Source organism: Chamaesiphon sp. OTE_75_metabat_556, assembly GCF_031378165.1.
Taxonomy (GTDB): domain Bacteria; phylum Cyanobacteriota; class Cyanobacteriia; order Cyanobacteriales; family Chamaesiphonaceae; genus Chamaesiphon.
Window position 1 is genome coordinate 1 of sequence record NZ_JANNDR010000381.1, and the last position, 13,056, is coordinate 13,056.

Sequence of the window (13,056 nt, forward strand, 5' to 3'; positions counted from 1 at the left end):
CCAATTCCTCAGCCAACACCACCTATTCGTGGGGTTGAATAAGGAAGGGTTAAATTTAGATTCATTACAAACCCTGTTTCGATTGGTAAAGGTGGATGGCGCGAATTAGCTAAAGTCCTAAGTATTATAGTTTGGGATTAACAAGAATCAAACTATCAAATTTAGTTCGATCGTTTGGCAATAATTAGATACCCAAATGAAATATTGACACAAAGGCTCGATCGAAACTAGATTTCGATCGAGTCTTTTAATTAGAGCTAAATCAACATAAGTTTTCATGCAAAAAACTCTATTTCTATAGAGGATGCGCATGGGCTGAAGATGCGAAAAGTCGCCGTGTACTTATCAATACGAAGATGTTACAGATGGAAATCTAGTTTCGATCTATCCTCTACTTGAATGTTTATTTGTATTACCACTCTCATCTAATTATATTGAGATGAGATAAATGCCAGAAAGTTTTCACAGAAAACAGCTATTAATCATTGACGATTAATAGCTGTTTTATTTCGATATTGCTATAGCAATTCTAAATGATTTACCAGGTTGTGTTTTTTCTAAAAATGGGTGGCAATGGTGATTGTCAGAGCACTATAGAGGGGAATAAGAGTATAAGGAGTACTTCCGCCGACAGTGTTCTCAAGTTCGATATCTGTCAAATCTTGAAGATAGCTTTCTGAGCTATCGAATAAATCGGCACCAGTCGGACGTAAGTTGGAAATTGAAATAACTGCCATGATAATGTTCCTTTATCTATTTAGGTTTGCGGAAGATTTGTTTTTTATCTTCCATTAATATTGTGACAGATCTAGTTAGTTTTTACCGTTCTTGCGGTACTGTATTTGTATCAAAACGATATCAATTATGCATCCATTTTCGTGGATTTAGTTGGCCTTGTCAAATGATTTGTAATGCAAATACTTTTTCGGGTTGCTGATAACGCATCAAAAATGTGTCAATTAAATACCCAAACAGTAAGATTCATCTAGACCATGAATGAAGATTGTTTTATTTGTCATTAACTACTAAATCGGCAAACTTACTTCTCAAAAAACTCTCATACAATAGAGCTTGAATTTCTTGAAAAATATCTGGCTCTAGCGTCGCCTTGATAATTTCCTCTATCCAGATGAGATGAAATCCTTGAGCGGTAGCGATCGGCTTCACCACTTGTGGATAAGTAGTAACTGAAAATACCGATCGCAATCCCGAATTTAGATCTTTACGTTTGATTTGTCCTCGATAGCCGCCTTTTCGCTTGAGTTCTGGATCGCTGATATATTTATTGGCAACCTCTGAAAATTTAATCTCTCCTTCCTTGATTGCATAGTACATCTCCATTGCCAGCTCTTTGTTCTCTAAAATGACTTCATACATCACCACTCGATCGAAATCTAGTTGATGTTGATAAAAGTATTGTTCGACCTTATCTGTTAGCACCACCTGTTTGAGCTTGTCACTCAATAATTCTAGATGAACAATCGTTTCAAATTCATCGAGTGAGAGTTGATTGATCTCTAGCCACTTTTCGGTAATCCTGGCACTGATTAGCCTATTCTTGGCACGGAAAAGGTCGGCAGCCTCTTGTAATTCAGGAATTTCTACCTTAATACTCAGTTTTTCTGCTTCCGCTTTGACAATCCGCCGCGTGAAAATCTGTTCGATAATTTCTGGGATTTTGCGAGATATTTTGAGTTGTTCGAGGATATCTTTGGTGGTGATATTAGCATCGATCGACATTGTAAATTACTCCTAGTTTGTGAGGATGCGTGATTGCATCCGTGATTTCAATCGTTGTGATTCCTAACCGCCCTGCTGCAACTTTTTAAACGGATCGAGAATCAGATCGATCGTTTGTCGTTGCCTGACAATTACCTCCGCTGTTGCCGTTTGTCCCAAATTTAGGGGGATGCGTTTACCCTGAGACTGGATATAATTGCGATCGAGCATCACATCCACCTCAAACGCTTCAATCTTGCCATTGCCGACATCTACCAGCTTGGAATCTGGCGACACCTTTTGCACCTTGCCCTCAATTACGCCATAATCTTGGAACGGATAAGCATCGAATTTCACTTTTACAGGCATCCCAGTTTTTAAAAATCCTGTATTCTCACTTGGCATCTGCACTTTGAGAATCGTACTCGCACCCCGTGGGGCAATCTGGACGACCAATTGACCAGTTTGGATAAATGATTTGGGTTGTTTGAATGGCAGCTGGAGGATTGTACCAGCGACGGGTGCGCGGATGATTTTTTGGGCTAGTTGTCGTTCTAGTTCTTTGATTTGTTGCTGGGTTTGGGAAATTTCAGTATTGAGCGTACCGATTTGGGCTTGAAGATCTTTGAGCTGTTCTTCACTTTTAAAGATGGATAATTTACCACCTTGGAGTAAACTGTCTCGATTTCCCTGTTGTTCTTTAAGCCGCGATTGGGCTTGCTGAATTGCTACTTTTTGTTGTGCCGAAATCTGTTGATATTCGCGATTTTGCTCTAGAAGTTTTGACTCCGATTGCCGAATATCTGCCTGAAGCTGGTAAATTACTCTGCTGTAATTACTCTCTTGCTCCTTGATCCCTGTCTCGGCTAATTCCACATCAGCGGCAGATTGGGCGGTCATACGTTCCATTTCTTTAGCAACGCCCTGAATTTCGACCAATTTAACTTCAGGGATACCGCCTTGCTCGTGGAGGAACTGATAACGCTTCAATTCTTTGAGACTCCACTGATATTTGCTGTCATTAATAATCAGAGATGTCTTAGCGGCGGCAAGTCGTTGACGGGCTTGACGGAGTTGAGCGGCTTTTTCAGTTGTTTGAATCAGTAAGTTAGCCTTACTATCTGTGAGAATTTTGCCAGCTCGATCGAGTTGAATTAATTTGAGATTTTCGGACAACGGCGCACTCGATTGTTTGTCTGCCAAATTTTGCTGGGCTTGCTCGAATTGAGCGAGTTTTTCCACAGCTTGGGCTTTATTTTGTTGCTGCTGAGTCGCGATCGCAATTGCAACTTGATTCTTGGCAATACCCAGTTGCGAAAGCCGACTCATTTGCCCTTCAAGTTTAGTGCTAGCTTGCTGAACTTCTGCCCTGACGGCATCGGATTCAAGTTCGAGCAATACCTGTCCCTGTTGTACCGATTGCCCCTCCTGCACCCGCACGGCGATTACCTGTCCCGATGTCGCTGATTCTAGCCGATTGGAAGAACCTTTCGTCTCAATCCGGCCCCGCCCCGCTCCCGTTTCATCGAATTTTGATAACATTGCCCAGGGGAGGATAGTACAAGTAAATAGCAGTAGCAGGTAAAACAGTCCCCGCGTCCAGACCATCGGCAACGCCTCGATCGCATCTTTGACCGTATCCGACCAATCTTCTACTCCAACCATCTCAGCGGGGCGATTTGGCACTAACTCGATCGCGGCTGATGACGCTACTTCAATTTCTCGATCGTTGAATATTTCAGACATAATTTCTTGCTGTTAAGATAGTTTTCTACTAGTGGTAAAATCCCCTCTTGGGAGCGGCGGTTTTATTCGGAGGTTCCCTCCGAATAAAAAAACCGACAAGACAGGGGTGCCCGTAGGGTGGGGTGGGTAGATCTATGCTGGTTCTAACTGTTGTTGATTGAAATAGTAATAATGACCCTTTTTAGCAATCAATTCACTGTGAGTTCCCTGCTCGATCAAAATACCTCTGTCTAGCACTAAAATTAGATCCGCAGCGCGAATTGTTGAGAGTCGATGGGCAATGACTAAAGTCGTCCGCCCCTTGAGAATCGTATTCAGATTCTCTTGAATGATCCGTTCTGATTCAGGGTCTAAATGTGAGGTTGCTTCATCCATGATTAATAATGGTGGATTGCCCATGAGGGCACGAGCGATCGCAATTCGTTGGCGTTGTCCGCCGGAAAGTAAGCCACCACCTTCCCCAATTTGGGTTTCATAACCCATCGGTAATTTAGCAATGAATTCATCCGCTCCTGCTAATTCTGCCACCTCAATTACTTCATTCAAATCTGCTCCAGGTTTGCTCAAGCTGATATTTTCTCGAATCGTCCCGCCAAACATAAATGTATCTTGATCGACAACTCCCGCTTGTTGGCGGAGGGAACGCAGGGACAAATTGGCCAGATCGTAACCATCGACTAAAATCCGCCCATCTGTAGCCGGATATAACCCTAATGCCAGTTTGGAAATCGTCGTTTTCCCCGAACCACTGCGCCCGACTAATGCCACCATTTGCCCTGGTTTCACTTCAAAAGAGAGATTTTCTAAGATATTCTCATCGCCTTCAGGATGATAGCGAAAGGTGACATTCTCAAACCGAATATGACCCTGTAGTGGTGGGAGTGACTGTCTAGCTCGGAGATGGAGATCTTCCTCCGGTTCGGCATCGAGGACATCATTAATTCGTTCCATTGCAATCAACACCTCCTGAAGCTGATTCCACAGCACAGTTAAGCGTTGAAAAGGTTGAATGATATTGCCTAACAACATATTAAAAGCAACTAATTGACCGACCGTCAGTTGACCTTTAATCACTTGATAAGCCCCGAAGCAGAGCATTCCACTAGTAATCGCCGCATCGATCGTATTACTAAAAATCTGGAGCCGATTACCAATCATTTCCCCACCGAAGTTGGTTTTAATTGCCTTATGAAACAACTCTTCCCAATTCCAGCGGACATTTTGCTCGACGGCGGTAGCTTTGACTGTTTTAATTCCAGTCAAAGCTTGAATTAGATAGCTATTCTCCTCTGCATAATCATGGAAAATTTCGCGCGAAATTTTCTGTAAGAAAGGTGTGGAAATAACTGCTAGCAAAAAGAATGGTGGGATAATTAATAGTGATAGTAAAGCCATTTGCCAGCTATACCAAAACATCACTCCCAGATAAATAAACACCGTCAGCAGATCGAGCAAAATTGTGGTTGCTTCGCCAGACAAAAACCGTTGGATCTTCTGATTTTCTTGAACGCGAGACATGATATCGCCTACATATCGCGACTCGAAAAAGCTCAATGGTAATCGCATCGTGTGGCGAATAAAAGCAACAATTAGGGCTAAGCCTAATTTATTAGACGTATGATCGAGCAAATACTGGCGCAAGCCCATCATCGCCACCCGAAACATACTGAAGATAAATAGCCCTACCCCGACAGTGACAAGGGTTAATTCTGACTTTTGGACTACTACTCGATCGAGAATTAATTGTGTAAATAATGGCGTAATCAGTCCAAAGATTTGAATGAAGAATGAAGCAATAAAAATCTCCATTACTACCACCCGATGGGGCTTGAGCAATTCAAAGAATTGCCAAAATGGGGTAGTACTATCCTCGGTATCCTTGAGTAAAGCCGATGGTTGCAAAATCAGCGCGTAACCAGCCCAATCCTGTTGAAATTCTGCATAGCTTAGAGTCCGTTGACCGATCGCCGGATCTGCAACAATTACCTGTGTATTGGTAATGGCATAGACGACGATATAATGTCTACCTTGCCAATGGACGATCGCCGGTAATGGTTGAGTAGCCAATCGATCGAGACTAATTTTAATCGGGCGAGTTGAGAACCCAATACTCTCCGCCGCCGCTGATAATCCCTTGATTGACGAGCCATTCCGATCGACTTTTGCCAGATCTCGCAACCGATTGATACTAAACTTCTTCCCCCAATACCGCGCCACCATCGCCAGACAAGCCGCACCGCAATCTGAGGCACTCTGTTGAGCATAGTAAGGATAGCGACGGGTGACTCGTTGCCAGAGATGTCCCGCTGTCTGGACGGGATTGGGAAAATATGCCTTACTAATCTTCTTGCTCGATCGATTGGGTGGCAATTCAAATGGTACTAGAGCAGATTCCGAAATAGACGGCTCAAATCTGGCAGGAGCATCGATCGCCAAATTTGGCTCACCACAGCGGCTGTGAACTGTTTCCCATAACTGCTGTCGAATACTCGGATACTTATCGATGAGCGAGTTTAGTACTTCCTGTGGCAAAAACCAGATCTGCACATTGACACCCGCCCTCGCAGTATAAATAGCCAAATCTTCAGTCGAAAAACAGGTATATTCGCCAAAATATGCCCCCACGCCTAAAGACGCGATCGGTTCGTCATCATCGTCTAATAACCGTACCTTGCCAGTGATGATGATGTACAGTCCAGCGGTAATATTTGCGATCGTCCATAACTTGCCCAACTCGGGACTAAGCAATCGGGCATTTTTAAGACAATATTGATAGTCCCGTGGGGTAATAGCGACCTGAAAAATCTCGTCGAACTGCTGAGGCGAAATAACGGTAGACATGCGCTGCTGAACCATAAATCTGAGTATCTAGCTGGATGTGAAATAAATTAAGTTCCAATTCTGCTTGGCAATCATCGGGCAAATCTGAGAGATCGGCGATCAAAATGTTCGCACTAGGCTGGCTAGACGGCTGCTGTGCCGCTGTTCGAGTCGATAATCCCAATTCCCGCATCACCCGTTTGAGATGGCTCTGACTGACTGCTATCCCCTTCTCCTTGGCGATATGTTTTCCCAGCCAACTTACCGTCCAGGTTTTGAACGGATAACCGTAGTCTCTGGGGCTGTGCTTGAGCAGTTCGCGCAAGAATTCAATATATTCATCCGTGACAAGTTTGGGTCTTCCCACCGGATAATCTAGATACTGATGCGCCAAGCCAGCTTTGGTAAGCTGCATCCAGCGACTAGCTGTCGCCGCCGAACACCCCAAGCTCCGACAGATTTCGGCTTGAGTTTTTCCGGCATCTGTGAGCAGCACGATCTCCAATCGCTGTCGATGAGCAGCAGGGATGTCTTTATCGATGCTTTCCCCTAACAGTTGGCGTTGAAATGCTGTCAGGTAAATACCTGGAGAATTTTGATTCATTGATTTACTCCACTTACACTAGTAGCTCTCAAATCGATTTGAATGGTTATACGCTGCTAGTGTGGGAATGGATCTTTATCGAACCTAAATTAAGTCTTTTTGGCAATCCTCCATCAGACATAGATACTGGTTTGATCGACATAGATCCACCAGCGATTTTGGAACGTATAACTAGATAATCCTTACCTTCAATTCAAAGTGTCCCAATCTTTTACCAAGTGCTGGCAACTGACGCTCTGTGGTCTAACTAGTCTGGCGATCTCAAGTACAGCCGCTGCTGAGTCAGTTCCGCCAGCAACAAACATCGGTTATCAAAATAATGGTTATCTGAGTATCGGCGCCGGAATTGGGTTGGGCGGGAATACAACAGCACTCGGCACGGGCGGCGTCGCAATCCTAACCAAGGTGAGATTCTCCGACAACTTCTCTTTGCATGATGCGACGATCGTGTTTGGCGGTAAACCGCCCACTTCGATGATTATTGTCAGTGCCGATTTTCCAATTCGGAATGGTGCCGGACAAACCACGATCTCGCCATTTATTGGTGGCGGAGCAATGTTGCGATACGACGGGGGTTTGTCTATTAGTCCAGCGATTTCTGGCGGTATCGATATTCCCGTCTCCAGAAATTTTACAGGTACAGTCCGCGTCAATGCTGGTTTTCCAGCTAATCGTCAGGCCGATGTCGGCATCCTTGCGGGAGTTGGCTACAATTTTGGGAGTTGAGGTTTCGATCGATTCTAGTCTCAAGGCGGCAACGCCTAATCAGTGCGTTAATTATCGCCAAAATGAAGATTTTGAGATCCATTTGTGCGGGGAGCACGTATTGATAAGTAGACCTCACCATTAACCATCTTTAACTATGTTGAATACTCTCGAAAAACCAGATACTTGGCAACAGTCGCTGCTCTCTAGTGTTGTCGCCATTACCGAAGCTGAAGATGGTGATTTCACAGCGATCGATCGACTCGTTACCGCCAGCCGCGATCCTCACAGTTTAGCCCTCACCATCGAGCATCTTTCCCAACACCCCCAGAGTCAGCTTGCTTTGGTCGCTCGCAAGTCTTTGGGGTCGATCGATCTCTTGGCTTTACATCAATTGCCTGTCGATACTTTAGGCTACCAATATGCTGACTATATGTTGAGCAATCAGTTACAACACCTTGCGGCTTTACCTGCTACTAATGAAGCTGAATTTATCGATAGTCACATGCGGGAAACCCACGATATTTGGCATGTGATGACCGGCAGTCCTATTGATATGCTGGGAGAAATTAAGTTGCAGGCATTTTGTGTCGCTCAACTCCAGTTATCGCGATTTTGGCTGGCACTGATGACCAAAAATCTCCTCAAAGCTGCGATTTATGATATTGAAGTTGCCGATGGTTATCTGAACGCACTGACAACTGGCTGGATGATGGGTAAAGCTGCACAGCCGCTATTTGGGGTAGATTGGACTCTCCGGTGGGAAGTACCGATTGCCCAGGTGCGATCGGCTTTAGATATCCACATCTAATTGCGATCGAGTCCCGCTCGTCCTTGAATTTGGTCGTAAATCAGACTGATATTACCGATGAGAATCGTCAACACGATCGCCACCAAAGCCAGCTTAAATAAGGTCAAACTCAACCGACTGAACCTGTTATTTCTTGGTGTGGGAAAGGCTAAAAATACTAATAATCGCTCTGTGGCAATTAAGACGATCGCCGCCCATACCATCCCAAATAACAAGAATAACAACGAGATCCCAATTTGGTCGATCGCCAATAAATAAATGGGCTGATTGGAGATACTATCTACGACAGAAACCGCACTATTAAAGTAATTGACCCGGGCGATCGTCGGCAAGGTAAAGATGACTAGCGATAAATCTAGTAATGAAGTGGTGCCAATCCACAGCCACAAAATTAATTTATTAATCGCTTTAATCATGGCTATCCATTATCGCTAAGACAATTAATCGCTCGTTACCGCTCGATCGCTCTGAGACTTTGTTGGTAAGCCCGATGTACTTCTTGAACGCTGTACTGATTGAGAAAAATCCGCGCAAATTGTTCGGCTAATTGGGGATTGCCGCGATCGATCGTCCATTGCAATAATGGCTTCATCGTCCGTTCGTTAAGCGCGCCACCCAGCGAGAGTATATTCCACAAAATTCTGTGAAAAATGGTCATTTGGATCGTGATTTTGACATCCAGCGTCGGGTGTTTCTGATAGAAAATCACCCCCATTTTACCGCGCTCGATTTCTTGTTCGATCAGGCGGGGAATTCGATCGAGCGAGAAAGCCGGATGCCAATGATAACCCATCGCTGCGGGACATTTAACCATTTCAATCCCTTGGTTCTTGAGCCTGACGCCCAGTTCCAAATCTTCCCAGCCATAGAGATCGAAATCGAGATCGAATAAACCCACTTCTAATAACCAATGTCTGGCGATCGCCACATTTGTAGTGGCAAAATAAGCATTAGAAAAATCTAGCAGCTTGTAAGGTTCGCTCGTTGGTGATTCAAAATTAGCAGTATTAATTACCGCTCCATAAGTAAAGACACGATCGCTACCTAATTCCTGTTGTTTCTGGAGCAGCATATCGGCATGAGCTTGAAGGAATGTCGGCGTCACCACGATATCGCTATCGATGAAAATAATCGTGTCCCCTGTCGCTTGCTCGACGCCAAAATTCCTGGCGGCGGAGGCACCTTTGTGAGCTTGTTCGTAAATTTTCAGATGCGGCAGTTCGCTCGCGCTAGCTTGCAACCACTCGATCGTCCCATCCGTCGAACCATCATCGACGACGATCGTTTCATAACCAGTGACGATCGTCGGATCGCAGGTTTGCAGTTCCAATGCTCGCAAACATTGCTGGAGGATGGGGAGTCTGTTGTAAGTAGGAATGACGATACTAAAAAACACCGATCTTGCCCTCAGGATTGACATTGCACAAAACAGGATAGCTAGCGAACTACACGCTTCACCATCCTATCCTAGTTTTAGGACACGATCGCGGGTTCGAGAGTTTCCGAAACTGCGCTGGAGATCGTTTGTGCTAACACTGCTGGCGTGACTAGCTGTTCTAATTGTGCTGCTACCACCTCATCTTCCATCATTGGGCGTTGCTGTCGTTTGGCATGGTCACGATTTGTTGTCCACTTTTTTGGCATGGTTCACACTGAGAGCGGCTCTGAAGAGACGCTGCCATCATTAAATTGCTTCAAAAAATATTTGCAAATAATTACTAAGCATTAGCAGATTTTCACAGCCATTTTTGACTGGCTAGATTAATAATCATGTAAAGTTTTTTTAACATAGCCACTTATTTTTGGTGGGATTATCTATATTGATATCACCAGGTTAAATTGATCCCCGACATGGGATTGACCAAAACGCATCAGTTTTAGCCAGTATCCATCTAGATAGCCGGAGCCAATAAAATGCAACTAACTAAAAATCGCACCATTCGTAAAAGCCGTTACATCGCTACCGCTAAGAGCTTCTTGATTTGGTGTTTTGCGCTGACAGTTACTCTGTTAGTAGTTGGTTTTCCATTGGTTGTTTTGATGGCTACTGTGGGAGCATTATTGTCAATTACGTTGCACCCAATTCTGCCGGTTAGTGCCGTACTATTAGTCGCTGGTGGCACGATCGCCTTAAATATTTTAGCGGTGGTTGTCGGTGCGGGAATTCTGACCACCAAAGGTATCCATCCCCAAGAAGTCCGATGGTTGAGCTGGTTACATGGTGACGCAAATCCTGTCAGCACCACTACTTATGCAACTTGCCCGCTGACCTGCGATATTGACTCTTAAACGCAAATCTCTTATTTCAATTTTAGTTATTTTTAACCAATCTTACTATCAGCTCGGTCATGACCGAGCTTTTTTATTGTGTACTCGATCGCCAGTCGATCGACTAAAATTGCGATGAGTCAAAACGAGTCCGCCACAGGTAGGATGATAAGGTGTAAATCTCCATCCTTGCGCAGATTTCAAGATCGACTATCTACCACTTATTAGCTTTAGCTTATGATGCGCGTCTGTTTTACCCTCGGCACTCGTCCCGAAGCGATCAAATTGGCTCCGGTGATTCGGACATTTCAGGCGTCAAGCAAATTTACCACCCAGGTGGTCTTAACTGGGCAACATCGGGAAATGGTCGCGCAGGTGATGGAGATTTTTGGGCTGAGGGCCGATCGCGATTTGGATATCATGCAGCATCAACAAACGCTGACCGATATTACCCAGCGCAGCTTGCAAGGATTAGAAAAACTATTCAAAGAGATCGAACCCCACCTAGTGATCGTCCAAGGTGATACCACTACCGCCTTTGCTGCCGCCCTAGCTGGATTTTATCAACAAATCCCGATCGGGCATGTTGAAGCCGGACTGCGGACGGATAATATCTACAATCCCTTTCCCGAAGAAGCCAATCGCCGCTTGATTTCCCAAATTACCCAGCTCCATTTTGCCCCCACCAGCCTCGCTGTCGCCAATCTCCACAAATCTGGCGTTACGGGCGAAATTCATCAGACGGGAAATACGGTTATCGATGCACTCCTAACTGTCGCCAAATCCCAGCCGCCATGCGATATCCCTGGCTTGGACTGGAGCAAATATCGGGTGATTCTGTCTACCGTCCATCGGCGCGAAAATTGGGGCGAACCATTGCAAAGTATCGGAGCCGCCATGCTCCAGATCTTAGCAAAATTCCCCGATACGGCACTATTACTACCTCTACATCGCAATCCCACCGTCCGCGAACCATTGACCCAAATTTTGGGCGATCATCCTCGCGTTTTCCTCACCGAACCGCTCGACTATCGCCAACTCGTCGGTGCGATCCAGCGCAGCTATCTGCTGCTCTCCGACTCCGGAGGGATTCAGGAAGAGGCTCCCAGCCTGGGTAAGCCTGTCTTGGTACTGCGAGACACTACCGAGCGTCCTGAAGCCGTTATGGGCGGGACTGCAAAATTAGTCGGCACGGATGTCGATAGAATTACCACCGCAGCTAGCGAACTGCTCGGCAATCCGCAAGCGTATCAGACGATGGCGACGGCTATTAATCCATTTGGAGATGGGACGGCTGCGACGCAGATTCTGACTGCGGTGGAGCGGTTTTTTGGAGTGTAAATTTACGATTTGGTATGATCAAAACAGATCGATCGAGTAGATAACCATGATTGCTCAAACTCCCACAGAAGCTACGGCCAACATTATTTATCCAGATCGTGACGGTTTACCGATGTCCGATAATACCAAACAATTCCGGTGGATTGTCACGATTAAAGAAAATCTCGAACTGATTTACGCCCAAAATCCTGATGTGTTTGTGGCAGGAGATCTACTGTGGTATCCAGTTGAGGGCAATAATACCATTCGTCAAGCTCCCGATGTGATGGTGGCTCTGGGTAGACCGAAAGGAGACAGAGGATCTTATCAGCAGTGGCGAGAGGGAGGGATTGCCCCCCAGGTTGTATTTGAGATTCTCTCGCCAGGCAATCGGATGGGCGAAATGAATCGCAAGTTGCGATTTTACGAGCAATATGGTGTGAATGAGTATTATATCTACGATCCCGATCGCATTGATTTTGCGGGTTGGGTGAGCAATGGAGATCGATTGGAATCGATTGAGGAACCAACTAACTGGACTAGTCCGCTGCTGGGAATTCGCTTTAGACTTGAAGCTGGCGAACTGGAAATTGATCGCCCTGATGGGCAGCCGTTCCTAAGTTTTGTGGATGTGGATCTTCGTCGTCAGGCAGCCGAACAGCGGGCGGAAACTGCCGAGCAAAGAGCTAACGATCTTCAGCAGCAATCAGCAAGATTAGCTGCCAAGTTACGGGAATTGGGTATCGATCCAGAAAATATCTAATGCCATCTCGGCTAATCCCAAAAATCCGGTAGGGGCAATTCGTGAATTGCCCCTACCGGATTTTTGGGATATGGGTGCGTCCTTAAAAATCGTTCTAGAAATGTTTCTCGACGATCGCGACTAGATATTTCGTCCAGTATTCAGTTTTTTGCATACTTTCGGCTTCCACCATCACCCGAATTAACGGTTCGGTACCAGAGGCGCGGACTAGTACCCGTCCGGTGTTGCCCATCTCGGCTGCCGCTTCGGCAATCCCAGCCTGCAATGGTTGACACTTTTCCCAATTTAGCCGCGCTTCAC

General features: G+C 45.4%; 13 protein-coding genes and 1 pseudogene. 5 read left to right on the forward strand and 9 right to left on the reverse strand.

The annotated features are described in order from the left end of the window. Positions 1 to 557 precede the first annotated feature (557 nt). From RMO27_RS15410 to RMO27_RS15430, 5 genes are all read right to left on the reverse strand, one after another. A complete protein-coding gene (locus RMO27_RS15410; RefSeq protein WP_309734066.1) occupies positions 558 to 737 on the reverse strand; it encodes a hypothetical protein in 180 nt (59 codons plus the stop codon). 271 nt (positions 738 to 1,008) lie between these two features. Then, the gene (locus tag RMO27_RS15415; protein WP_309734067.1) at positions 1,009 to 1,740 is read right to left on the reverse strand and encodes a peptidylprolyl isomerase; all 732 of its coding nucleotides are present in this window, start codon (positions 1,738 to 1,740) and stop codon (positions 1,009 to 1,011) included. Between the two features lie 63 nt (positions 1,741 to 1,803). Next, positions 1,804 to 3,465, reverse strand: a complete 1,662-nt coding sequence (locus tag RMO27_RS15420) for an HlyD family efflux transporter periplasmic adaptor subunit (RefSeq protein WP_309734068.1) — start codon at positions 3,463 to 3,465, stop codon at positions 1,804 to 1,806. A 132-nt stretch (positions 3,466 to 3,597) separates the two neighbouring features. Continuing rightward, complete coding sequence (locus RMO27_RS15425; RefSeq protein WP_309734071.1) at positions 3,598 to 6,306, reverse strand: ABC transporter transmembrane domain-containing protein; 2,709 nt, start codon at positions 6,304 to 6,306, stop codon at positions 3,598 to 3,600. Further along, on the reverse strand, positions 6,224 to 6,889 hold the full coding sequence (locus RMO27_RS15430; protein WP_309734073.1) for a helix-turn-helix domain-containing protein: 666 nt from the start codon (positions 6,887 to 6,889) through the stop codon (positions 6,224 to 6,226). The genes RMO27_RS15425 and RMO27_RS15430 overlap by 83 nt, the downstream gene beginning before the upstream one ends. 198 nt (positions 6,890 to 7,087) lie before the next feature. Between RMO27_RS15430 and RMO27_RS15435 the strand changes: the two genes are divergently transcribed. Next, positions 7,088 to 7,615 carry a hypothetical protein gene (locus RMO27_RS15435; RefSeq protein WP_309734075.1) on the forward strand — a complete coding sequence of 176 codons (528 nt, stop codon included), beginning with the start codon at positions 7,088 to 7,090 and terminating at the stop codon, positions 7,613 to 7,615. Positions 7,616 to 7,751: 136 nt separating this feature from the next. After that, positions 7,752 to 8,405 (forward strand): Coq4 family protein, encoded by a 654-nt coding sequence (locus RMO27_RS15440; RefSeq protein ID WP_309734077.1) that lies wholly within the window; start codon positions 7,752 to 7,754, stop codon positions 8,403 to 8,405. Here RMO27_RS15440 and RMO27_RS15445 read toward each other — a convergent pair. From RMO27_RS15445 to RMO27_RS15455, 3 genes are all read right to left on the reverse strand, one after another. Further along, positions 8,402 to 8,821 (reverse strand): hypothetical protein, encoded by a 420-nt coding sequence (locus RMO27_RS15445; RefSeq protein WP_309734078.1) that lies wholly within the window; start codon positions 8,819 to 8,821, stop codon positions 8,402 to 8,404. The two genes, RMO27_RS15440 and RMO27_RS15445, sit on opposite strands and share 4 nt — an antisense overlap. Before the next feature lie 35 nt (positions 8,822 to 8,856). Next, positions 8,857 to 9,801, reverse strand: coding sequence for a glycosyltransferase (locus tag RMO27_RS15450; RefSeq protein WP_309734080.1), 945 nt, complete (start codon positions 9,799 to 9,801; stop codon positions 8,857 to 8,859). Between the two features lie 77 nt (positions 9,802 to 9,878). Then, positions 9,879 to 10,049 carry a hypothetical protein gene (locus tag RMO27_RS15455; RefSeq protein ID WP_309734082.1) on the reverse strand — a complete coding sequence of 57 codons (171 nt, stop codon included), beginning with the start codon at positions 10,047 to 10,049 and terminating at the stop codon, positions 9,879 to 9,881. 270 nt (positions 10,050 to 10,319) lie between these two features. Between RMO27_RS15455 and RMO27_RS15460 the strand changes: the two genes are divergently transcribed. The 3 genes from RMO27_RS15460 to RMO27_RS15470 all read left to right on the forward strand — a co-directional run bounded on the left by RMO27_RS15460 (position 10,320) and on the right by RMO27_RS15470 (position 12,756). Next, positions 10,320 to 10,694, forward strand: a complete 375-nt coding sequence (locus RMO27_RS15460; protein WP_309734085.1) for a hypothetical protein — start codon at positions 10,320 to 10,322, stop codon at positions 10,692 to 10,694. 216 nt (positions 10,695 to 10,910) lie between these two features. Then, on the forward strand, positions 10,911 to 12,014 hold the full coding sequence (wecB, locus tag RMO27_RS15465) for a non-hydrolyzing UDP-N-acetylglucosamine 2-epimerase (RefSeq protein WP_309734087.1): 1,104 nt from the start codon (positions 10,911 to 10,913) through the stop codon (positions 12,012 to 12,014). A 46-nt stretch (positions 12,015 to 12,060) separates the two neighbouring features. Then, positions 12,061 to 12,756, forward strand: coding sequence for a Uma2 family endonuclease (locus RMO27_RS15470; protein ID WP_309734089.1), 696 nt, complete (start codon positions 12,061 to 12,063; stop codon positions 12,754 to 12,756). Between the two features lie 94 nt (positions 12,757 to 12,850). Here the strand turns inward: RMO27_RS15470 and glmM are convergent. Continuing rightward, positions 12,851 to 13,056 (reverse strand): annotated as a pseudogene (gene glmM / locus RMO27_RS15475) (phosphoglucosamine mutase); the annotation flags it as partial.